This is a genomic window from Mesorhizobium sp. BH1-1-4 (assembly GCF_020165665.1).
GTDB lineage: Bacteria > Pseudomonadota > Alphaproteobacteria > Rhizobiales > Rhizobiaceae > Mesorhizobium.
In genome coordinates, this window is sequence record NZ_JAIUIN010000009.1 from 171,016 (window position 1) to 192,132 (window position 21,117).

The 21,117-nt window shown below is 65.0% G+C and carries 23 protein-coding genes; all 23 read left to right on the forward strand.

Annotation, left to right across the window (positions count from 1 at the left end):
* The 23 genes from flgF to LB569_RS17930 all read left to right on the forward strand — a co-directional run bounded on the left by flgF (position 1) and on the right by LB569_RS17930 (position 21,098).
* The gene (gene flgF / locus LB569_RS17820; RefSeq protein WP_140704525.1) at positions 1–726 is read left to right on the forward strand and encodes a flagellar basal-body rod protein FlgF; all 726 of its coding nucleotides are present in this window, start codon (positions 1–3) and stop codon (positions 724–726) included.
* A gap of 1 nt (position 727) precedes the next feature.
* Entirely contained in the window at positions 728–2,128 is a 1,401-nt protein-coding gene (gene fliI / locus LB569_RS17825) for a flagellar protein export ATPase FliI (RefSeq protein ID WP_140704523.1), read from the forward strand.
* The gene (locus LB569_RS17830; RefSeq protein ID WP_224539018.1) at positions 2,109–2,942 is read left to right on the forward strand and encodes a hypothetical protein; all 834 of its coding nucleotides are present in this window, start codon (positions 2,109–2,111) and stop codon (positions 2,940–2,942) included. Before fliI ends, LB569_RS17830 begins: the two co-directional genes overlap by 20 nt.
* A gap of 68 nt (positions 2,943–3,010) precedes the next feature.
* Entirely contained in the window at positions 3,011–3,391 is a 381-nt protein-coding gene (gene flgB / locus LB569_RS17835; RefSeq protein WP_140704519.1) for a flagellar basal body rod protein FlgB, read from the forward strand.
* A 2-nt stretch (positions 3,392–3,393) separates the two neighbouring features.
* Complete coding sequence (gene flgC, locus LB569_RS17840) at positions 3,394–3,810, forward strand: flagellar basal body rod protein FlgC (RefSeq protein WP_140704517.1); 417 nt, start codon at positions 3,394–3,396, stop codon at positions 3,808–3,810.
* A complete protein-coding gene (locus LB569_RS17845) occupies positions 3,807–4,130 on the forward strand; it encodes a flagellar hook-basal body complex protein FliE (protein WP_224693411.1) in 324 nt (107 codons plus the stop codon). The genes flgC and LB569_RS17845 overlap by 4 nt, the downstream gene beginning before the upstream one ends.
* 10 nt (positions 4,131–4,140) lie before the next feature.
* The gene (gene flgG / locus LB569_RS17850; protein ID WP_140704515.1) at positions 4,141–4,929 is read left to right on the forward strand and encodes a flagellar basal-body rod protein FlgG; all 789 of its coding nucleotides are present in this window, start codon (positions 4,141–4,143) and stop codon (positions 4,927–4,929) included.
* A gap of 6 nt (positions 4,930–4,935) precedes the next feature.
* On the forward strand, positions 4,936–5,472 hold the full coding sequence (gene flgA / locus LB569_RS17855) for a flagellar basal body P-ring formation chaperone FlgA (RefSeq protein ID WP_224693412.1): 537 nt from the start codon (positions 4,936–4,938) through the stop codon (positions 5,470–5,472).
* On the forward strand, positions 5,469–6,710 hold the full coding sequence (locus tag LB569_RS17860; protein WP_140704511.1) for a flagellar basal body P-ring protein FlgI: 1,242 nt from the start codon (positions 5,469–5,471) through the stop codon (positions 6,708–6,710). The genes flgA and LB569_RS17860 overlap by 4 nt, the downstream gene beginning before the upstream one ends.
* Positions 6,711–6,712: 2 nt before the next feature.
* Positions 6,713–7,294 carry a MotE family protein gene (locus tag LB569_RS17865; protein WP_224693413.1) on the forward strand — a complete coding sequence of 194 codons (582 nt, stop codon included), beginning with the start codon at positions 6,713–6,715 and terminating at the stop codon, positions 7,292–7,294.
* The gene (gene flgH, locus LB569_RS17870; protein ID WP_140704507.1) at positions 7,291–7,995 is read left to right on the forward strand and encodes a flagellar basal body L-ring protein FlgH; all 705 of its coding nucleotides are present in this window, start codon (positions 7,291–7,293) and stop codon (positions 7,993–7,995) included. The genes LB569_RS17865 and flgH overlap by 4 nt, the downstream gene beginning before the upstream one ends.
* Positions 7,996–8,028: 33 nt before the next feature.
* On the forward strand, positions 8,029–8,523 hold the full coding sequence (locus LB569_RS17875; RefSeq protein ID WP_140704505.1) for a flagellar basal body-associated FliL family protein: 495 nt from the start codon (positions 8,029–8,031) through the stop codon (positions 8,521–8,523).
* Positions 8,520–9,251: a flagellar type III secretion system pore protein FliP gene (fliP, locus tag LB569_RS17880; protein ID WP_023770451.1), complete on the forward strand. Its 732-nt coding sequence runs from the start codon at positions 8,520–8,522 to the stop codon at positions 9,249–9,251. Before LB569_RS17875 ends, fliP begins: the two co-directional genes overlap by 4 nt.
* A 243-nt stretch (positions 9,252–9,494) precedes the next feature.
* Complete coding sequence (locus tag LB569_RS17885; RefSeq protein ID WP_224693414.1) at positions 9,495–10,490, forward strand: flagellin; 996 nt, start codon at positions 9,495–9,497, stop codon at positions 10,488–10,490.
* 274 nt (positions 10,491–10,764) lie between these two features.
* Positions 10,765–11,838, forward strand: a complete 1,074-nt coding sequence (locus LB569_RS17890; protein WP_224693415.1) for a flagellin — start codon at positions 10,765–10,767, stop codon at positions 11,836–11,838.
* 130 nt (positions 11,839–11,968) lie between these two features.
* Positions 11,969–13,618: a flagellar basal-body MS-ring/collar protein FliF gene (fliF, locus tag LB569_RS17895; RefSeq protein WP_140704499.1), complete on the forward strand. Its 1,650-nt coding sequence runs from the start codon at positions 11,969–11,971 to the stop codon at positions 13,616–13,618.
* Positions 13,619–13,621: 3 nt separating this feature from the next.
* Positions 13,622–14,239: a hypothetical protein gene (locus LB569_RS17900; RefSeq protein WP_224693416.1), complete on the forward strand. Its 618-nt coding sequence runs from the start codon at positions 13,622–13,624 to the stop codon at positions 14,237–14,239.
* Positions 14,236–15,615 (forward strand): MotB family protein, encoded by a 1,380-nt coding sequence (locus LB569_RS17905; RefSeq protein WP_224693417.1) that lies wholly within the window; start codon positions 14,236–14,238, stop codon positions 15,613–15,615. Before LB569_RS17900 ends, LB569_RS17905 begins: the two co-directional genes overlap by 4 nt.
* Positions 15,612–16,982: a chemotaxis protein MotC gene (locus LB569_RS17910; RefSeq protein WP_224693419.1), complete on the forward strand. Its 1,371-nt coding sequence runs from the start codon at positions 15,612–15,614 to the stop codon at positions 16,980–16,982. Before LB569_RS17905 ends, LB569_RS17910 begins: the two co-directional genes overlap by 4 nt.
* The gene (locus tag LB569_RS17915) at positions 16,979–18,349 is read left to right on the forward strand and encodes a flagellar hook-length control protein FliK (RefSeq protein ID WP_224693420.1); all 1,371 of its coding nucleotides are present in this window, start codon (positions 16,979–16,981) and stop codon (positions 18,347–18,349) included. Before LB569_RS17910 ends, LB569_RS17915 begins: the two co-directional genes overlap by 4 nt.
* Positions 18,279–18,866, forward strand: coding sequence for a transglycosylase SLT domain-containing protein (locus tag LB569_RS17920; RefSeq protein WP_224693484.1), 588 nt, complete (start codon positions 18,279–18,281; stop codon positions 18,864–18,866). Before LB569_RS17915 ends, LB569_RS17920 begins: the two co-directional genes overlap by 71 nt.
* A gap of 224 nt (positions 18,867–19,090) precedes the next feature.
* Entirely contained in the window at positions 19,091–19,759 is a 669-nt protein-coding gene (locus LB569_RS17925; RefSeq protein WP_140704489.1) for a response regulator transcription factor, read from the forward strand.
* Between the two features lie 79 nt (positions 19,760–19,838).
* Positions 19,839–21,098: a flagellar hook protein FlgE gene (locus LB569_RS17930; protein ID WP_224693421.1), complete on the forward strand. Its 1,260-nt coding sequence runs from the start codon at positions 19,839–19,841 to the stop codon at positions 21,096–21,098.
* The last annotated feature ends 19 nt before the right edge of the window (positions 21,099–21,117 follow it).

Below are 21,117 nucleotides of genomic sequence, written 5' to 3' on the forward strand. Positions count from 1 at the left end.
ATGCGAGACAGTCTCTACGTCGCCCTCTCCGCGCAGATGGCCCTCGAGCGCCGGCTCGACACGATCGCCGACAATGTCGCCAACGCCAACACCGTCGGCTTTCGCGCTACCGGCGTGAAGTTCGAGGACGTGGTGTCGGGTACCGGGCAGAAATCGGTTTCGTTCGCCTCCTCCGGCAAGACCTTTCTGTCTGGAGCCCACGGCGCCATGACCGAGACCGGCAACCCGTTCGATTTCGCCATCCAGGGCGACGCCTGGTTCGCCATCGACACGCCGGCCGGCACCGTCATGACCCGCGACGGCCGCTTCTCGATGAACGAGAATGGCGAGCTGATGTCGGTCGAGGGCCACCCGGTGCTCGACGCCGGCGGCGCGCCGATCCAGCTCGATCCCCGCAACGGTCCGCCCAAGGCTGGCTCCGACGGCTCGCTGCGCCAGAACGACCAGCTCGTCGGCTCGATCGGCCTCTACAATTTCGACCCGGGCGAGAACTTCGTGCGCTACGGCAATTCCGGCATTGTGCCAGCACGCACGCCCGAGCCGGTCACCGACCGCTCCGACATCGGCGTCGCCCAGGGTTTCGTCGAGGAATCCAACGTCAATCCGGTGCTGGAAATGACCCGGTTGATCATGGTCCAGCGCGCCTTCGAGAACACCGCCGCGCTGATGCGGCAGACCGATTCCTCCTCCGACGAGGCGATAAAGACGCTCGGCTCGAAGTCGTAGCATGTCGCCGGAGCAGCCATCCATTCGCGCACCCGAAAGACAGCTCCAGCCGGCGCCGGAGCATCGGCTTGCCGCGTTGGAGCGGGTTATCAGGCGCTTCGGCGACGGCGACGGGCTGGTCAAGCGCGGCGGCCTCGTCACCGAAGTCACGTCGACGCATTACAAGGTGCGCGGCCTGTCCGATTTCGCCAGGCTCGGCGACATCGTCGAGCAGCGCGGCCAGGCCGGCACGCGCCGCGGCGAGATCGTCAAGATCAGCCGCGACGAGATTGTGATCGCCCCCTTCGAGCGCAGCGCCGACGCCGGCATCGGCGATGCCGTGTTCCGCAGGGGGCCGCTGGCGGTGGCGCCGCACGCCTCTTGGCGCGGCCGCGCCATCGACGCGCTCACCCGGGCGATCGATGGCGGTCCGCCTCTGGTCAGGGGCGCCGACATGTCGGCGGCCGGCGCGACACCCGGCGCCATGGCGCGGCAGCGCGTCGGCACCGCCTTCATGACCGGCGTCAAGGTCATCGACATCTTCACGCCGCTGTGCTTCGGCCAGCGCATGGGCGTCTTCGCCGGCTCCGGCGTCGGCAAGTCGACGCTGCTTGCCATGCTCGCCGGCGCCGACGCGTTCGACACCGTCGTCGTGGCGCTGATCGGTGAACGCGGCCGCGAGGTTCGCGAATTCCTCGAGGACACGATCGGCGACAGCATGGCCAAGACCGTCGCCGTCGTCGCCACCAGCGACGAGAGCGCCATGATGCGCCGGCGCGCGCCCGACACCGCCATGCGCGTGGCCGAGCATTTTCGCGACCAGGGGCAGCGCGTGCTTCTGGTGCTGGATTCGATCACCCGCTTCGCGCACGCGCTGCGCGAGGTGGCGACCGGAACGGGCGAGCCACCGGTCGCGCGCGGCTATCCCGCCTCGGTCTTCACCGAACTGCCCAAGCTGTTGGAACGCGCCGGACCCGGGGCCGAAGGCAAAGGCTCGATCACCGCCATCATTTCCGTGCTGGTCGATGGCGACGACCACAATGATCCGGTCGCCGATTCCGTGCGCGGCATCCTCGATGGCCATGTCGTGCTCGACCGCGCGATCGCCGAACAGGGCCGCTATCCGCCCGTCAATCCGCTGTCGTCCATATCGCGGCTGGCCGGCAAGGCCTGGAGCGTCGAACAGCGAGCCCTGGTGACGCGGCTGAAATCGATGATCTCCCGCTTCGAGGACACGCGCGACATCCGCCTGCTCGGCGCCTACCAGGGCGGCGTCGACGCCGAACTCGACATGGCTGTGCGCCAGGTGCCCGTGATCTATGAGGCGCTGACGCAATCGCCCAGGGACCGTCCGTCCGCCGATCCGTTCTCCGACCTTGCCCGCCATCTCAAGGGAAAGCAGAATGCCGAACCAGGAGACTGAACGCCAGTACACCGAGCGCCTCCTGAACGAGATGATCGCCGAGGCGAACGCCGCCGAGCAGGCTCGGGCGGAGGAGGCCAGGCTCGCCAAGGCAAATGTCGCCAGCGCCATTGCCGCCAGGACCGCGGCTGTTCTGGCCAGGGCCGTCAAACCGGCTCTGCCGAGATCCGAACCCGTTCTGGTCCGGCCTTCCCATTCCTCAATGCCCATCGTTCCCGGTGTCAGCGCTCCCGAGATCACCCAGGCAAGCCGTGAAACGCTGATCGAAGACCTTTTTTCCGCCGCCGAATGGCCGCAACCGCCAAAGGCGCAATTTCCGAGATTGAGAAAGAAGGCGGACCGGCGCAGCGATCTTGTCATCGCCGCCCTCGGCGTCACGCTTGGCCTGATCTGCGCCCTGTTTCCCTGGTACATCTTCTTCAATCAGGACCAGTTCGGCGTGCAGGCGATCAAGTTCGGCGGCACAGGCACCAATTCGGGACGTGCGGGCGGCGGCGTGGTCGCCGAGCGAAGCGCGCCACTGACCGCCAAGGACGTTCCCAACGCCGGTGTCGACCTGTTTGCCACCGGCACGGTGCAGGACGATTCCAAATCGGAGCCGCCCGGCGACCAGCCCTTCCCCGCCGACATCGCGAAGTTTCGCATGGTCCATGTCGCCAACGGCCGGGCCATGATCGAGGACGACACCGGCCTGTGGATGGTCCAGCGCGGTTCGACGCTGCCGGATTCCAGCAAGGTATCGGCGATCGAGCAGCGCAATGGCAAATGGGTCATGCTCACCAGCGCCAACCAGGTGATCGAGCTTTCCCGGTAAGGCCGACCATCCGCAAGGTCCGCGCAAGACTGACGGCATAGTCTTCGAGCACATGCCCGGAGATTCCCATGGAGCCCGTTTCCCTTTTCGATCTCGCCGCCAAGCAAGCGCAGTGGCTGTCGGTGCGTCAGTCGGCAGTCGCCGGCAACATCGCCAATGCCAACACGCCGGGCTACACGGCAAACGACGTCGAGCCGTTCGAGAAGGTGCTCGACCGCACCGCCGTATCGCTCCAGATCACCGAGCCCGGCCATCTCGGCAACGCGGCGACCAATGCCGGCTTCTCCATCAAGCCGCAGGAGGACGACGGCGTGATCATGCCGTCCAAGAACACGGTCGTGCTTGAAGACCAGCTTCTCAAGGCCGGCGAGGTGCGCCGCTCCTTCGAACTCAACACGGCCATCGTCAAGGCATTCCACTCGATGATGATGATGGCGGTGAAGAGCTGACCATGGACGCACTGACCGCAGCCCTCAAAGTCGCAGCATCCGGCCTCGGCGCCCAGTCCGAGCGCCTGCGCGTGGTTTCTGAAAACCTCGCCAACGCCCAGTCGACAGGCACCACGCCCGGCGCGGACCCGTATCGCCGCAAGACCATCAGCTTCGTCTCCGAACTCGACCGGGCCTCCGGCAGTTCCACGGTCGAGGTGAACTCGATCGACCGCGACCCGAGCAACTTTCCCGTTGAATTCCAGCCCGGCAACGAGGCCGCCGACGAGAAGGGCTACGTCAAGATGCCCAATGTCAACGTGCTGATCGAAATGGCCGACATGACCGAGGCCAACCGCTCCTACGAGGCCAACCTGCAAGTCGTGAAGCAGGCGCGTGACCTCATTTCAATGACCATCGACCTGATGAGGAATCAATGATCGTCAACGGCATCGGCGCGCTCAACCTGAAGCCTGGGCTGGGCGACACGGCCACCGACCTGCTGCAAGGCGGCGTTGCGCCGGCGGCATCGGGCAACCTCGGAACCTCTTTCGCCGAAGCAGTGGGCCAGGCCGCCTCCAAGACCGTGAACACGCTGCAGAATGCCGAGCAGGTATCGCTGCAGGCGCTCAAGGGCGATGCCGATACCCGCCAGGTGGTCGACGCCGTGATGAGCGCCCAGCAGGCGCTGCAAACCGCCGTCGCCATCCGCGACAAGGTCGTTTCGGCCTATCTCGAAGTCAGTCGCATGGGTATCTGAGGAGCAGGCCATGAAAGCACTCGCCATCGCCGCCACCGGCATGAACGCCCAGCAGACAAATCTGGAAGTCATCGCCAACAACATCGCCAACATCAACACCACGGGCTACAAGCGGGCGCGTGCCGAATTCTCCGACCTGCTCTACCAGGTCGACCGCACGCAAGGCGTGCCCAACCGCTCCAACGCCTCGCTGGTGCCGGAAGGCGTTTCGATCGGTCTCGGCGTCAAGACCACCGCCGTGCGCAACGTCCACACACAGGGCGAACTGACCAGCACCGGCAACAGTTTTGACATGGCGCTCACCGGCAGGGGCTGGTTCCAGATCGAGGGCGCCGATGGCGGCACGCTCTACACGCGCGCCGGCGCCTTCAACACCAACGCCACCGGCCAGCTGGTGACGGTCGACGGCGCCAGCGTCATTCCGGCCATCACCGTGCCGGTCGACGCCGTCGAGGTCATCGTCAACAAAACCGGCCAGGTCTTTGCCCGCATCGACGGTCAGACCGACCTGCAGAACCTCGGTCAGCTCCAGATCGTCAACTTCGCCAACGAGGCGGGCCTGGCGCCGCTGGGCGACAATCTCTTCCAGGAAACGACGGCTTCGGGTCCGGCCAATGTCGGCGTGCCCGGCGATCCCGGCTTCGCCACCATCCAGCAAGGCTATCTCGAAGCCTCCAACGTCGACCCCGTCAAGGAAATCACCGAGCTGATCTCGGCGCAGCGCGCCTATGAGATGAATTCGAAGGTCATCCAGGCCGCCGACGACATGGCCTCCGTCGTCTCCAAGAACATCAGGTAACGGGTGATGGCCATGCCGATATCCTGCTCCGCATTCCGCCGCGCCGCGCTGGTCCTTGCGCTGGTGGCCGGCGGCATGCCGGCTTTCGCCCAGGATTCGGCAAGCCAATCGACAGGGCAGTCTGCCACCCAGATCGCCAACAGCCAGCCTGCCGGCGAGGTCGTGCTGATCCCCAACCGCGTTATCTATCCCGGCGAGACCATCGAACTCGCCGCCCTGAAACAGGTCACCCTCATCGCCGGCAAGCACAAACCCGATGCGGTGGCGACCCGTTCCGAGGAACTCCAGGGCAAGATCGCCAAGCGCACGCTGCTGCCCGGTCGCTACATCCCGTCCGCCGCCATCCGCGAGGCCTGGCTTGTCGAGCAGGGTGCCGCCGTGCAGGTCTTCTTCGCGGCCGGCGGGCTGACGATCACGGCCACGGCCGTGACCTTGCAGCCGGGCTCGGCCGGCGACTTCATCAAGGTTCGCAACAGCGACAGCGGCAAGATCCTCTCCGGCACGGTGATGGCCGACGGCACCGTCCAGGTCGGCGCTTCATGATGCGGCCGTTTGCCCTTCTGCTCGCGGCGGCGCTTGGCCTGCAGCCGGCGCTGGCCGACGGCCTGACACCCAAGGCCAAGCGCGAACTCGCCGCCAGGAATGGCGGTGTCTACAACGATCCGGAATATGATCCGGCCACCACCACGCGCATGTTCCGCGTTTCGCCCGGGCCGAGCCAACTGCCGCCGGGCCAGGTCGCCTCGCGCATCAAGGACATCGCGCAACTCCAGAGTTCGCGCGACAACCAGCTCGTCGGCTACGGCCTCGTCATCGGGCTCGCCGGATCCGGCGACAGCCTGCGCAACTCGCCGTTCACCGAACAGTCGATCCGCGCCATGCTCGAAAATCTCGGCATCGCCACCGAAGGCGGCAGCGCGCGCGCCAAGAACGTCGCCGCCGTCATCGTCACCGCCAACATGCCGCCCTATGTGCAGTCGGGCGCCCGCATCGACATCGACGTCTCCTCCATGGGCGACGCCACGTCGCTTGCAGGCGGCACGCTGATCATGACGCCCCTGAAGGCGGCGGACGGCGAGATCTACGCCGTCGGCCAGGGCGCGGTCATCGTTTCCGGTTTCACCGCGCAGGGCCAGGCCGAGCAGCTGACGCAAGGCGTGCCGACCGCCGGACGGGTGCCGAACGGCGCCATCGTCGAGCGGCAGGTGAAGGCCGAGTTCGACGACCAGTCGACTCTGACGCTGCAATTGCGCAATCCCGATTTTTCGACCGCCATCCGCATCGCCGACGCGATCAATGATTATACCGCCCAGCGCTTCGGCATGCGCGTGGCGGCCGAGCGCGATTCCCGTACCGTGCAGATCAGGCGGCCGAAGAGCGTCTCGGCGGCCCGCTTCTATGCCGAGATCGAGAATCTGGTGGTCGAATCCGACACGCCGGCCCGCGTCGTCATCGATGAGCGCACCGGCACCATCGTCATCGGCAACGACGTCAAGATCTCGCGTGTCGCCATCAGCCACGGCACGCTGACGGTGCGCATCACGGAAGCGCCGCGCGTCGTGCAGCCCGAACCCTTCTCCAAGGGCGAAACCGCCGTCGAACCGTTCACCGCCATCGATGCCAGCCGGCCCAACGCCCGCGTCGCCGTGCTCGACGGACCCGACCTGCAAACCCTCGTTTCCGGCCTCAATCGTCTCGGCGTCAAGCCGGACGGCATCATTGCCATCCTGCAAGGGATCAAGTCGGCCGGCGCCCTGCAAGCCGACCTGGTTCTCCAATAGCCATGCCGATGATCTCCTCCCCCCCGTCCCGTGCAAGACACCGCTCCCGGATCATCCTGTTTGCGGTCGCGCTGATGGCCTTGGCCGCTCCCGGCAGCGCGCGCGGGGACGACACCGTCCGCCAGGTTCTGCCCGGAGCGCAGCCCGCTGTGGCGCCGCTGCAATTGACGCGGGAGAAAGCGCCGGACCAGAGCGAGATCGAGCGCTTCTGCTCCAACATCGCCGACGCCGCGCGCGACCGCCGCTATGCCTTGCAGGCGGAAGAGCTGAAACAGCTCCAGGCCGGCATCAACGAGCGCATGAAGGCCCTCGATGCAAAGAAGGCCGAATATGAAAGCTGGCTGAAGCGGCGCGAGGTGTTTCTGGCGCGGGCGGAGGACAGCGTCGTCAAGATCTATGCCGGCATGAAGCCTGACGCGGCGGCCGAACGCCTGGCGATCGTCAACGCCGACCTGGCCGCCGCCATCCTGATGAAGCTCGATTCACGCAAGGCCGGCGTCATCCTCAACGAAATGGACCAGAAGGCGGCGGCGACGCTCACCGGCATCATGGCCAGCGCAGCCCGAAGGGTAGATCCGTCATGATCCGCAGAATGCTCATCCTGTGCGCGGCGGCAGCCTTGTCCGGCTGCGGCACCAACTTCAAGGAGATCGGCAGGGAACCGGCGCTGTCGCCGGTCGGGTCCGGCATCGGCAGCGACGGGGTAGCGCCCTACAGCTATCCCCAGCCGCCCGCCACGCCGGTCAAGAAGTTCTCGCTATGGGACGACCGCCAGAGCCGGCTGTTCACCGATCCGAGGGCCTTGCGCGAAGGCGACATCCTGACCGTCAGGATCAAGCTCAACGACAAGGCCAACTTCAAGAACCAGAACGACCGGAGCCGCACCGCCGCGCGCAAGCTGGGCTATGACGTCACGCTCGGATGGGAAGGCAACAGCACGAGCGGCAAAGGCGACGCCGGCTTGAGCTCCAGCACCGAAACCAACGCCGACGGCGAAATCAAGCGCTCCGAAAACCTGGAGCTCAATGTCGCGGCCGTAGTCACCGAGGTCCTGCCCAACGGCAATTTGATGATCAGGGGTTCACAGGAAGTGCGCGTCAATTACGAGCTCAGGGTGCTCACCATCGCCGGCATGGTGCGCCCGTCCGACATCGGCGCGGAGAACACCATCTCTTATGAACGCATCGCCGAGGCACGCATCTCCTATGGCGGCCGTGGCCGCGTCAGCGAGGTCCAGCAGCCGGCATATGGCCAGCAGGTCCTCGATCAGGTTCTTCCGTTCTAGTTTCTGGCCTTCTGGGGATTGGAGCACAGCACCTTGGCCAATGTCGAACAGGTTCAGCCTCGCAAGGGTCCTTCCCTTGCCGTCCAGGGCGCCATGCTGGCCATGGTAACCGTGGCCGCCATCGGCATGGGCTGGATGTCGGGCGGTTACCTCAAGGGCGTCGGCGCACCATCATCGGTGCCCGTTGCGCCTGAAAATGAGGGCAAGGTCCCCCAGCCTGAAGCCGAAAAACAGCCTGGCACCGGGCCGACGCTCGTCGCACTGGCGCCGATCACCACCAACATCGCCTCGCCCGCGGACACCTGGATCAGGATGGAAGTGTCCGTGGTCTATGACGTTCCACAGCCGCCGGCGATGGCGGAGGATATCCAGCAGGATCTTCTGGCCTTCGTGCGCACCCTCAAGATGCACCAGATCGAAGGCGCCAGCGGCTTCCAGCACCTGAAGGCCGATCTCGACGAACGCGCCTCGATCCGCAGTCAGGGGCACGTCAAACAGGTTCTCGTCAGGACATTGCTGCTCGAATGAGAAAATTCCTCCTTGCCGCGGCACTGATCGGTGCCGCCACCTCCGTCGCGGCGGCCCAGCAACTGGACCTTGGCGGCATCGGCAAGGCCGATGGCGCCACCGTCGGTTACATCATCCAGATGTTCGGCCTGCTTACCGTCTTGTCGGTGGCGCCGGGGCTGCTGATCATGGTGACCAGCTTCACCCGCTTCGTCATCGCCTTCTCGATCCTGCGTGCCGGCATCGGCCTGCAATCGACGCCGGCGAACCTCATCCTCATTTCGCTGTCGCTGTTCATGACCTTCTATGTCATGGCGCCGACCTTCGATCAGGCGTGGAACACCGGCGTCAAGCCGTTGATGGACAACCAGATCAGCCAGACCGAGGCCTTCGAGAAGATTTCCGATCCGTTCCGCACCTTCATGCTGCACAATGTGCGCGACAAGGATTTCGACCTTTTCGCCGACCTCGCGCGCGAACGCGGCCAGACCGTTGCCAAGGAGACGGTCGACCTGCGCATCCTGGTCCCGGCCTTCATGATCTCCGAAATCCGCCGCGGCTTCGAGATCGGCTTCCTGATCGTGCTGCCATTCCTGGTCATCGACCTGATCGTGGCGACCATCACCATGGCAATGGGCATGATGATGCTGCCGCCCACGGTCGTGTCGTTGCCGTTCAAGATCCTGTTCTTCGTCCTGATCGACGGCTGGAACCTGCTCGTCGGCAGCCTGGTGCGCTCTTTCACCTGATCCTCCGCGCCCGGCATGGTAAGCCGCCTGCCCGAGGAACCGGGCGGCGCGTCGCGTCATCGAATTTTCTCCGAATTATTTTCGATTAACCGTCCGGTTTAGTCCTTTGGTAGGGACTCGCCGCCATAGTCGCTCGCAGATGGCGGGTGACCCAAACGCAACGGTCATTGGCATGATGCCGCTCCGTCATACCGGACACACCGGTATGCAAAAAACACCCTGTAAAACAAGGTACGAGTAGCCATGGCCAGTATCATGACCAACGCTTCGGCGTTGACCGCACTGCAGAGCTTGAACGCCACCCAGAAAAACCTCGACACCACCCAGGCCCGCATCTCGACGGGTTACCGCGTCTCCCAGGCTTCGGACAACGCCGCCTACTGGTCGATCGCCACCACGATGCGTTCCGACAACTCGGCCATGTCCACCGTTTCGGACGCGCTCGGCCTCGGCGCCTCGAAGGTCGACACCGCCTACACCGGCATGGACAGCGCGATCACGACCATCAACCAGATCCAGCAGAAGCTGACCGCATCCTACGGCCAGACGGACGCCTCCAAGGAAAAGACCCAGGTCGAAATCGCCGCTCTTCAGAAGCAGTTGAAGGCCTATGCCGACGGCGCCACCTTCTCCGGCACCAACATGCTGTCGGTCAACAGCGGCGCGACCGCCACGACCGCGGCCGACGTCAAGATCGTTTCGGCCTTCAACCGCAGCGCCACCGGCGCGGTTTCGATCTCGACGATCGACGTCAACGTGGAAAGCATCAAGCTGTATGAAGCCGGCAGCGCTGCGGGCGTTTCCAAGGGTATCCTCGACGCCGACCGTCTCGGCACCGACGGCAGCGTCGTGACGACGGCCTCTAACCCGACCCTGGGCGCCGCCGCGGCGGCTACCGACACCTATTCGGTCGCCAGCCTGAAGATCTTCTCGGGCACCACGGCGGCGAGCGATACCCAGATCCAGGCGATGATGAACGTCGTCGACGCCGCGCTGAAGGGCATGACCAACGCCGCGACCAAGCTCGGCGCCGCCAAGAGCTCGATCGACCTGCAGAAGACCTTCACCTCGAGCCTGATGGACTCCATCGATCGCGGTGTCGGCCAGCTCGTCGACGCCGACATGAACAAGGAATCGACCCGCCTCCAGGCCCTGCAGGTTCAGCAGCAGCTCGGCGTCCAGGCACTGTCGATCGCCAACGGCTCGTCGCAGTCGATCCTGTCGCTCTTCCGCGGCTGATCCCTTTCGACCGGTTACATCAGGCAAACGGGCCGCGCCAAAAGCGCGGCCCGTTTTGCGTTTGCTCCAGCCCCGCGCAACCCTCGTTTCTTAACCCTCGAAAGCTGGCTTTTAACAAGCCGTTAACCATAACGCGCTAGTCATGGTTAACCAATGACTTACAACGGTTTGCCGAATCGGCCATCGGGCGGCGGCAATCCACGGGCGGGTCGAGCGGCTCGCGAGGGCAACGCCGGTTTTTGAGAAAGACCGGCCTGAAAAAGGAGTGAGTTTCTTGGCGAGCATCATGACGAACGCGGCTGCGTTGACCGCACTTCAAAGCCTTAACGCCACCAACAAATCGCTCGAGCAGACGCAATCCCGAATCTCGACGGGCTACAGGGTCTCCGAGGCCTCCGACAACGCCGCCTACTGGTCGATCGCCACGACGATGCGCTCCGACAACCAGGCCCTCTCGACGGTGCAGGACGCGCTCGGCCTCGGCGCCTCGAAGGTCGACACCGCCTACACCGGCATGAACAATGCGCTGGATACGATCGGCAAGATCAAGACCAAGCTGCTTTCGACCATTGGCCAGACTGCTGCCAACAAGGCGAAGACGCAGACCGAGATCACGGCCCTTCAGGCGCAGATGAAGTCATTTGCCGATGCCGCGACCTTTTCGGGTTCGAATTACCTCTCTGTGACATCAACCCAGGTCAGCGCTGCCAACGATGGCGTCCAGGCCGACGCCAAGATCGTCTCATCGTTCAATCGCTCCTCGTCTGGCGCCATCTCGCTCGGCACGATCGACATCAATGTCGAGAGCACCAAGCTGTTCGATTCCGGTCTCTCCACCGCCGTCAAGAACCAGGGCACGCTCGACCGTCAGACCTCGGTCTACTCCACGGCCGCCGCCCAGAGCCTGTACGACAACGCCTATTCGACAGCACTCGCCGGCGGCGCCACGGACATCGCCGCCAACACCGCCGGCCAGACCGCTGCCGCGGCGAGCACCGCCACCAAGATCGACAACGTCTCGGCCTTCAATCTCGACATCACGGCGGCCGGCGTGACCGACGACATCATCACCCAGATGGTCGGCAAGATCGACAAGGTCATGAGCCAGCTGACCGACTCCGCCACAATCCTCGGTTCGGCCAAAAGCAGCATCGATCTGCAGAAGACCTTCACGCAGAGCCTGATGGACTCCATCGACCGCGGCGTCGGCCAGCTCGTCGATGCCGACATGAACAAGGAATCGACCCGCCTCCAGGCGCTGCAGGTTCAGCAGCAGCTCGGCATCCAGTCACTGTCGATCGCCAACAGCTCCTCGCAGTCGATCCTGTCGCTGTTCAAGAACGGCTAGTCCGGCCTAGCTGACGGATAGTTCTACTTGCAATTCCGGGCCGCGCCGCAAGCGCGGCCCGATTTCATTTTCGCACAAGCTTCGAGGGCTAGTGTTCCGGCGGACAAGTCATGCTGGGAGTCGCTCAACCGTGCCGGAACAGATCCAGAGCATCATCTCGAATCTTCGCGGCTTTGGCGTCAGGCGCCTGGCCATGCTGGCGGGCATCGCTGTCCTGGTGATGGGCGTCATCGGCATTGCCTCGGTCTACCTCAACCGTCCGGCCTACGACACGCTCTATGTCGGGCTCGACCGCTCCGACGTGAACCAGATCGGCCTTGTGCTGGGCGAGGCCGGTATCGGCTTCGACGTCGGCGCCGACGGAACGTCCGTGCTGGTGCCGGCAGGCACCACGGCGCAGGCGCGCATGCTGCTTGCCGAAAAGGGCCTGCCGACCAGCGCCAATGCCGGCTACGAACTGTTCGACAATGTCGGCGCGATGGGTCTCACCTCCTTTATGCAGCAGATCACCCGGGTGCGCGCGCTCGAGGGCGAGATCGCCCGCACCATCCAGTCCATATCAGGCATCAAGGCGGCACGTGTCCACATCGTCATGTCCGAGCGCGCCAATTTCCGCCGCGACGAACAGCAGCCCTCCGCCTCGGTCGTCATCCGCTATGCCGGCATCGACGCGGAGAAGAGCGCAATGTCGATCCGCCACCTCGTCGCCGCCGCCGTCCCCGGCCTGTCGGCCGACAAGGTGACGGTGCTCGATTCCAACGGCAACCTTCTGGCCGCCGGCGACGACCCCTCCAACACCAGCGCCGCCCGCACGCTCGGCGTCGAGCAGACCGTGGAGGCGCAGATCGGCGACAACATCCGCCGCGCGCTGACGCCCTATCTCGGACCCGACAATTTCCGCGCCAGCGTCAAGGCCGACGTCAACACCGACACCCGCCAGACCGAGGAGACGATCTTCGATCCGGAGTCCCGCGTCGAACGCTCGGTGCAGTCGGTGCGCGCCAACGAGAACAGCAACCAGAAACAGGCCTCCACCCCGGCCAGCGTCGAACAGAACCTGCCGGAGACCCAGGCGACCAGCACCGAAGGTCCGCAGACTTCCTCGGCGAACGACCGCAAGGAGGAGATCACCAATTACGAGATCAACTCCAAGAAGATCGCCACTGTCTCCAACGGCTATACCGTCACCAAGATGTCGATCGCCGTTGTCGTCAACCAGGACCGGCTGAAGACGATCCTGGGCAAGGATGCGACGCCCGAACAGATCGCCAAACGCGTCGCCGAAATCCAGAAAATGGTGAGCTCCGCCACGGGCTTCGACGACAAGCGCGGCGACGTCATCGACGTCTCGGCGGTGGAGTTCATCGACGGGCTGGACGGAGAGGCGATCCCGCAGGCCGGAATGCTGGATTCCATCGGCCAGCATGCCGGCACGCTGATCAATGCCGGCGCCTTCATCGTCGTGGTGTTCCTGGTCGCCTTCTTCGGCTTGCGGCCGATGGCGGCCGCGCTGACGGCCAAGGCGACGCCCGCCTTGGCAGGCCCCAATTTCGATGAAGTGCAGCGATCGTTGCCCACGCCGGAGGCAGCCGCCTCCGCCGATGCGGGCGCCGCCATCGGCGCCTTGCCCGGCACGCGAGCCGGCGCCACACCGCTCGACGATTTGCGGCAGAAGATCAGGCCGGCGCCGCAGGAACGGCTTGCCCGCATGGTCGACATCAACGAGGAACGCACCGCGCAGATCCTGCGCAAATGGGCGGCCCAGGAAGTCGCGGCGTAGACCATGCCTTCCGTAGCCCTCTTCGATCTTCTCCCGGATTTCGGCACGCGCGCGCAACGTGCCAGCCAGCCGCAGCCCGCCGAGCAAAAGCCCGAGGCGGCGGCACCGCCGGCCGATATCGGCACGCTGATCGCCGAAGCGGTCGCCCAGGCGGAGGCAGCACTTGGCGAACGGCTTGCCGCCGCCCATGAAGCGGCGCTGGAAATGGAACGCCAGGCAAACGCCGAGGAAGCGAAGGCTTTTCTCGACAGTTTTGGCGGCGATGTCGGCAAGGCGGTCTCGTCGTGCATCGACGCCATGGAGGCGCGCGTGACGGATCTTGTCGCCGCCACCGTCGCCCGCATCATCGGCGGCGTTGTCAGCGAGGAGCTGCGTAAGCGCTCGCTTGAAGCGCTCGCCAGCGCGATCCGCGAAGCGGTGGGAGATGGCGAGGCGGTGCGTATCGCCGTCCGCGGGCCGCTCTCTTTGTTCGAAACGCTGAGGGCCTCGCTTGGGTCCCGCGCCGCAAACCTCGACTTCATCGAGACGCCCGGCTTCGACCTGACCGTAACCATTGACGAGGCCGTGTTCGAGACGCGCATGGCCGAATGGTCGGCAACCCTGTCCGAGGTCCTGTCATGAGCGTCGCCGAAGCCGATCATGGCAGGCACGAGATCATCATCGTGCGGCGCGGCCATGACGACCACGACGAGGGTCATCACGGCGGCGTCTGGAAGATCGCCTTCGCCGACTTCATGACCGCGATGATGTGCTTCTTCCTTGTCATGTGGCTGATCAATGCCGCCAACGAACAGACCAAGACGGCCGTCGCCAGCTACTTCAACCCCGTCAAGCTGGTCGACCGCGAGTCGAGCCGCAAGGGCCTCAAGGATCTCGGCAATGGACCGCGCACGGCCGGGCTGACGGCCGACGACGCGCAGGAAGCGACAACCAAGGCGGGACAGGACGGCATTGGCGCGGCCGGTTCATCCAACCGCAAACAGGACAAGCAGGAGCCGCAACAGTCGCTACAGTCCGACGAGCATCTGTTCGCCGACCCCTATGCGGTTCTCTCGGAGATCGCCACTGATACCGGCGTCATGCAGAATGTCAGCCAGAAGGGCGATGGCGGCGCGCAAAATTCCGGCCCGGCGACCGGCGCCTCCGGCGGCGCTTCCTACCGCGATCCCTTCGAACCGGACTTCTGGTCGCAGCAGGTCGCCGCGCCCGGCGCCGAGGCGAGCGCCCAGCGTCCCAGCATCGAGGGCGACCCGCTGAAGCCCGGCGACAAGCAGGCCGAGACTGAGGCCGCCAAGGTCAAGGCCGTGCCGCCGGCGCCGCCCGTCAAGGATGCACCGCTCGAGCCCTTGGCAGGAGAGGTCAAGGACGCCGCCACGACTATGGTCACGGCCGACAACGGCAAGGCTGGCGATCACAAGGCGGGCAACACCAAGGCCGCAGACGGCAAAGCCGCGGATGTGGCCAAGGCGAGCACGGACGCCGCGAAACAGGAGGCCGCGAAATCGGAGGCGACGGACAAGGCTCCGACCGCCGCCGCGCTGAAGGCGGCCGCCAACGTCAAGCAGCAGCTCGCCGATGCCTTCAAGCCCGGCGACAAGCTGCATGATGGTGTCTCGGTCGAAGCCACCGACAAGGGTGTCGTCATCTCCATCACCGATCAGCTCGACTTCGGCATGTTCGAGGTCGGCTCGGCGGTGCCGAGCCGCGAGCTGGTACTGGCGATGGAAAAGATCGGCCGGATCGTCAACAGCCAGAAAGGCACCATCAGCATCAACGGCCACACCGATGCGCGTCCCTTCCGCAGTGCCAGCTACGACAATTGGCGGCTGTCGACGGCGCGCGCACACTCCGCCTATTACATGCTCGTGCGTGGCGGCGTCGATGAACGCCGCATCACCGAGGTTGCCGGCTTCGCGGATCGCCAGCCCAAGGATGCCGCTGATCCGCTGTCGGCGGCCAACCGCCGCATCGAGATCCTGATGGCGACCGGCGGATGAAGCGGGCGGCGCTCACCAGCCGCCTGATGGGCCTGTTGCTGCTGGCCACGGCTTGTCCGTCGGCGGGCCTCGCCCAGGACACGCTGCAGCCTTATCAGCTGGTACGCTCGTTGCAGCTCGTCCAGGACCGTATCGCGGCCGGCGATCATGCCGCGATGCCGATGCAGGCCAAGCTGCTCGAGATGACCGATGCGCGGCTGCGCGCGGCGGACGCGGAGGATTTCAAGGATGCCAGGAATTTTCGCGCGCTCCTCGTCTACGGCATGAGCGGCGGCAATCCGGTGACCGTCGAGGCGGCCGTGTCGCGGGCCGCCTCCGACCCACGGAACCTTGCCATCGCCAAGGGTGTGATCGACTATCTGAACGGCCGGCCCGGCGAGGCGATCGAAGCCTTGAAGCCGATCGACCCGATGACTCTGCCCGGCGATCTCGGCGCATTCCTCGCTCTGGTCAAAGGGTCGCTGCTTGCCACGGACCAGCCGGCGGCCGCGCTCACATTGCTCGATGAAGCCAAGCTGCTCAGCCCCGGCACGCTGGTCGAGGAAGCGGCGCTACGGCGCTCGGTCGGCATCGCCGTCACGCAAGGCGACGCGGCACGGTTCGCGCGGGTCTCCACCCAATATGTCGAGCGCTACCTCTATTCGCCTTACGCCAGCCAGTTCGCCGACTCCTTTGTCTCCGGCGTCATCGCGCTGCACATGTCGATCAGCCAGGACAAGCTGGCGGACATCACCTCGATGATGGATGCCGAGCGTGAGAAGGTGATCTATCTGCGCATCGCTCGCCGTGCCGCGATCGACGGCATGAGCGACTTGTCGGCCTTCGCCGCGGCTCGGGCCGAACAGGGCCGCGACGGCAACACCAATCAGGGCGATCCGCGCGCCCTGCTCTATTCCAGCCTGTCCACCGTGACCTCCGACACGATCGAGGACGTCCGCGCCAAACTGGGCAAGATCGACCGCGGCAAATTGTCGAACGGCGATCGCGCCTTGCTCGACGCGGCCCAGGCCATCGCCGGCGAAGTGGTGGCGCCACCCGCTTCCCTTCCGACCCCGAGTCCGGCGCTCGCCCCGGCCATGCCATCGCCCGAACCCGAGACTGCCGCCGCGTCGACCACCGATGCCGCCGGCTTGCCGCCCGTGGAGGGTGCCGTTTCCGAACAGCCGGCGGCTGCGCCATCCCTGGACGCGGCAGCGGCAACGCCGAGCGCATCGGCACCCGCAACCGAGGCGGCAACCGTCCTGCCCGCATCGGCGCCGGCGGCTGCGGCAAGCACCGACACGGCCGACCCGACCGACGCCGCCATGACGAAAACCCGTCGACAGCTCGACCTGATCGACCAGATGCTTGGAGCCGCCCCAAAATGACCCCCAGCCTCGGCCCGGCCCAGCCAGGATTTACCGCCGCGCGCACGGCCGAGCAGCCGGCCGCGTCCGCAAAGAAGGACGATTCCGGATTCGGCAAGATGGTGCATGGCAACGCAAGTCCGGCCCATTCGGAAAAGCAGCCACCGTCCGAGGCAAGCTCGCGCGATCCGCGTTGGAACAGGCTTGCCGCGGAACTTGCGGCAAAGGCGGGCGAGGACGAGCCGATGCCTACCGCCAAGGCAAGGCCGAGCGGATCGCAGGCCGCGAAATACACGAAGGACGGCAAGGACGCCGCGACGGAAAAGGATGCCGATGCCGATGCGTCGGCAACCGACACCGGCGCGACGCCGCTCGACGAGCATCTGCCCCTGCTGATAGCGTTTCATGACCTGCGCCATTTCTCGACATCGGCCAAATCGGCCGACCCGAGCGCGGTTGGAACAGGACAGGACGCCGCTATCGATGGACAGCTTCCGCCGGATCGGCAGAAATCCGCCGCCGGGCTTGGCGATCTCGAATCCATGTCCAAATCCGAACGCGTATCGCTCGTCGACGGGCCGTTGACCAGGCTCGACGGCAAGCTCGTCCGCGATGCCGCAAGCGCGCCAAGACAGGACAGCATGATCGCGGCCGGCCCGCTGCCCGAGACGGCGCCAGCGGAGGTGCCGGGCGTGGAGACGAAACAGGCCGCGCCGCACTTGAAATCCATCGCCGACCTTCAGTCCTCATTGCGATCCGAGCCAGGAAAACAGTTGTCGGGGGCGACACGCGTCGACGTCGTTTCCGAGCGCAGCTTCCCCGCGCCGCCGCAGGCACCGATGAGCCAGGCGGCCCTCAACGTGATCGGCGCGATTTCAGCCGATGGCGGCCCGGGCCAGGCGCTCTCGACGGCTTCCGCGAGCGCTCAACTGACGGGCTCTGTTGCCGTTCCGACACATGTGTTGAAGATCGAACTTCACCCGGCCGAACTGGGCATGGTCACAGCCCATCTGCGGCTCTCCGGAGAACAACTGTCGATTGAGTTGAAGCCCGAAACACACGATGCCTATCGCCGGCTTTCGAGCGACAGCGAGGCGATCGTCAAGTCGCTGCGCGGGCTGGGCTTCGAGGTTGATAAGGTGACCATCATGCAACCCTCGATAGCAGTCCTCTCTACAACCCGCCCGGAAACCGCGGCGTCCCTGAGCGCGGCGCCCGGCCGCGATCCGTCATCCTTCCAGCCCGGAAATCCCGGCGGCGGCAATGGTGGAGCCGGCGGCCAGCAGTCCGGTCAGCAATCCGCAAGGGGTAGCCATGATGACGCGCAAGCACACGGCCGCGCCGCTTCGCCTTCTCGCGAGCGCGCTGGCGGCGATATATTTATCTAGCCTCGCCAGCAAGGCCGGCGCCGCCACCAATCCTTGCGAGCCCGAGATCTTGCGTGCCGCCGACCGTTATGGCGTGCCCGCCGGCATCCTCTACGCCGTCGGGTTGACGGAAACCGGCAACAAGGGCAGCCTCCAACCTAACGCCTTGAATATAGAGGGAAAAGCAGTCTTCCCGAGAAGCCGGACCGAAGCGCTTGCCGCCTTCGCCAACGCCCAGCGCGAGGGCAAGACGCTGATCGATCTCGGCTGCATGCAGATCAACCATCACTACCACGCCTCGCATTTCCGCAGCGTCGAGGACATGCTCGACCCACGCCAGAATGTCGACTATGCCGCGCGCTTCCTGGCCAGCCTCCATGCCCGCCACGAGACCTGGTCTATGGCCGTCGCCCGCTATCATGCCGGTCCCGACAACGATCCGGCGCAGAAGGTCTATGTCTGCAGGGTCATCGCCAACATGGTCGCCACCGGCTTTGGCAAATGGACGACGAACGCTCGTACCTTCTGCAACCCGTAAGCGCATTTTCTGCTTCTAATACATCAATCCCCTGGCTGCGAAGCTGCCGGCACGACTTGGTCAAGACTTGGACCCGCAAGCATATCTGGCTGCACGCTAATGCAACCGACACGATTCCAGACTCCCAAGAAACTAGTTACAAGAAATGACGGTTGTTCAGGATTCCCGCCAGCGGTTACGCCTTTCCCCACGGGGCAGATGAGCTGATTCGGAAGGCGGGGCCGATGATCGTTATCGTTGATGAGCGAGAGCTCGTAACAGCGGGCTATAATTCACTTTTCGACCGCGAGGGGATCGCCTGCGCCGGTTTCGCTCCGGGCGAATTCGGCGAGTGGGTCAACTCGGCCGCCGATACCGATCTGCGGTCGGTGCGAGCCTTCCTGATCGGCGACTGTCGTGACGGCGCGATCTCGCCACGCCAGATCCGCGACCGTACCGGAGCTCCGGTCATTGCGCTCAGCGAGCAGCATTCGCTGGAAAACACGCTGCGGTTGTTCGAGAGCGGCGTTGACGACGTCATTCGCAAGCCAGTGCACATCCGAGAAATCCTGGCCCGCATCACCGCCATCCGCCGCCGCGCCAGCGAGGACGTCGCCTATACCGAGATCGGCGCCATGCGCATCTTCATGGACGGCCGCGATCCCGAAATCGACGGCCAGCCGCTGCCCTTGCCGCGCCGCGAACGCCGTATCCTGGAGTATCTGGCGAGCAACCGCGGCCGCCGCGTCACCAAGACCCAGGTGTTCAACGCCATCTACGGGATCTTCGACGAGGAGGTCGAGGAGAACGTGGTGGAAAGCCACATCAGCAAACTGCGCAAGAAGCTGCGCGAGAAGCTGGGGACCGACCCGATCGATTCCAAGCGCTTCCTCGGCTACCGGCTCGTGTTCTGATGCGGTCCCGCGCCAGCCTCGCGCAAGACAGGACGCGTAGCCTCGAAGCCAGTGGCATGGATATTGCGGAGACATCTCGATGAGCCTCTACGGAATGATGCGGACCGGCGTTTCCGGCATGAACGCCCAGGCCAACCGCCTGTCGACAACCGCCGACAACATCGCGAACTCCGACACCACCGGCTACAAGCGGTCCTCGGCCGAGTTCTCAACCCTGATCATGCCGTCGACCGGCGGTGCCTATAACTCCGGCGGCGTCACCACGACGATCCGCCAGGCGGTCAGCGATCCGGGCGTGCTGCAATACACGACCTCGGTTTCCGACCTTGCCGTCAGCGGCGACGGCTTCTTTGTCGTCCAGGATCCGAGCGGCACGCCTTTCCTGACCCGCGCCGGCGCCTTCGTTCCCGACGCGCAAGGCAGGCTGGTCAATGCCGCGGGCTTCCAGTTGATGGCCTACAGCTACGCCAACGGCACGCCGGCAGCGACGGTGAACGGCTTCGAAGGTCTGGAGCCGGTTGTCATCTCCGACCAGGGATTGACCGCAACCCCGAGCACCGCGGGTACTTTCAGCGGCAATCTGCCGGCGGGTGCGACACCGGTCTTCGCCGCCAACCTGCCCAGTGCCAACGCCGCCACCGCACAGTACACTCAGAAAACGTCGATGGTCGCCTATGACAACCTCGGCAACAAGAAGCTGCTCGACGTCTATTTCACCAATACCGGTGCCGGCACCTGGGAGGTAGCAGTCTTCGATCAGTCGAAGGCAACGCCTGGAACTGGTTTCCCCTATGCTGCCGGCGGCGCGCTCGGCTCGGCCAACCTGACCTTCGACACCACCACCGGCAAGCTCAGCGGCACCCCCACCGGCGTCACATTCACCGTGCCGGGCGGCGCCAGCCTCGATCTCGACCTGTCGAAGCTGACCCAGCTCGGGACCGGATTTACCGTTTCCGACGCTCAGGTTAACGGCAATGCGCCGAGCACCATCGACAAGATCCAGATCAGCAAGGATGGCACGATCTACGCCCAGTACAAGGACGGCACCTCCAAGCCGCTCTACAAGATTCCGCTGGCCGACGTGCAGAGCCCCGACCAGCTCAAGGCGCTGCCCGGCAACGTCTACGCGCAAGGCACCGATTCCGGTGCGATCCGTGTCGGCTTTGCCAATGAAGGCAAGGCCGGTTCGATCATCTCGGGAGCGCTCGAAAATTCCAACGTCGATATCGCCGAGGAATTGACCGACATGATCGCGGCACAGCGCAGCTACACCGCCAATTCGAAAGTCTTCCAGACCGGTTCCGACCTGATGGACGTCCTTGTCAACCTGAAGAGATAAACCGGGCTTCGCCCGTGAA

What these genes read in the sequence shown, in the direction of transcription:
- flgF (WP_140704525.1), top strand. Translation starts at nt 1, where the DNA reads ATGCGAGACAGTCTCTACGTCGCCCTCTCCGCGCAGATGGCCCTCGAG.
- fliI (WP_140704523.1), top strand. Translation starts at nt 728, where the DNA reads ATGTCGCCGGAGCAGCCATCCATTCGCGCACCCGAAAGACAGCTCCAG.
- LB569_RS17830 (WP_224539018.1), top strand. Translation starts at nt 2,109, where the DNA reads ATGCCGAACCAGGAGACTGAACGCCAGTACACCGAGCGCCTCCTGAAC.
- flgB (WP_140704519.1), top strand. Translation starts at nt 3,011, where the DNA reads ATGGAGCCCGTTTCCCTTTTCGATCTCGCCGCCAAGCAAGCGCAGTGG.
- flgC (WP_140704517.1), top strand. Translation starts at nt 3,394, where the DNA reads ATGGACGCACTGACCGCAGCCCTCAAAGTCGCAGCATCCGGCCTCGGC.
- LB569_RS17845 (WP_224693411.1), top strand. Translation starts at nt 3,807, where the DNA reads ATGATCGTCAACGGCATCGGCGCGCTCAACCTGAAGCCTGGGCTGGGC.
- flgG (WP_140704515.1), top strand. Translation starts at nt 4,141, where the DNA reads ATGAAAGCACTCGCCATCGCCGCCACCGGCATGAACGCCCAGCAGACA.
- flgA (WP_224693412.1), top strand. Translation starts at nt 4,936, where the DNA reads ATGGCCATGCCGATATCCTGCTCCGCATTCCGCCGCGCCGCGCTGGTC.
- LB569_RS17860 (WP_140704511.1), top strand. Translation starts at nt 5,469, where the DNA reads ATGATGCGGCCGTTTGCCCTTCTGCTCGCGGCGGCGCTTGGCCTGCAG.
- LB569_RS17865 (WP_224693413.1), top strand. Translation starts at nt 6,713, where the DNA reads ATGCCGATGATCTCCTCCCCCCCGTCCCGTGCAAGACACCGCTCCCGG.
- flgH (WP_140704507.1), top strand. Translation starts at nt 7,291, where the DNA reads ATGATCCGCAGAATGCTCATCCTGTGCGCGGCGGCAGCCTTGTCCGGC.
- fliP (WP_023770451.1), top strand. Translation starts at nt 8,520, where the DNA reads ATGAGAAAATTCCTCCTTGCCGCGGCACTGATCGGTGCCGCCACCTCC.
- LB569_RS17885 (WP_224693414.1), top strand. Translation starts at nt 9,495, where the DNA reads ATGGCCAGTATCATGACCAACGCTTCGGCGTTGACCGCACTGCAGAGC.
- LB569_RS17900 (WP_224693416.1), top strand. Translation starts at nt 13,622, where the DNA reads ATGCCTTCCGTAGCCCTCTTCGATCTTCTCCCGGATTTCGGCACGCGC.
- LB569_RS17905 (WP_224693417.1), top strand. Translation starts at nt 14,236, where the DNA reads ATGAGCGTCGCCGAAGCCGATCATGGCAGGCACGAGATCATCATCGTG.
- LB569_RS17910 (WP_224693419.1), top strand. Translation starts at nt 15,612, where the DNA reads ATGAAGCGGGCGGCGCTCACCAGCCGCCTGATGGGCCTGTTGCTGCTG.
- LB569_RS17915 (WP_224693420.1), top strand. Translation starts at nt 16,979, where the DNA reads ATGACCCCCAGCCTCGGCCCGGCCCAGCCAGGATTTACCGCCGCGCGC.
- LB569_RS17920 (WP_224693484.1), top strand. Translation starts at nt 18,279, where the DNA reads ATGACGCGCAAGCACACGGCCGCGCCGCTTCGCCTTCTCGCGAGCGCG.
- LB569_RS17925 (WP_140704489.1), top strand. Translation starts at nt 19,091, where the DNA reads ATGATCGTTATCGTTGATGAGCGAGAGCTCGTAACAGCGGGCTATAAT.
- LB569_RS17930 (WP_224693421.1), top strand. Translation starts at nt 19,839, where the DNA reads ATGAGCCTCTACGGAATGATGCGGACCGGCGTTTCCGGCATGAACGCC.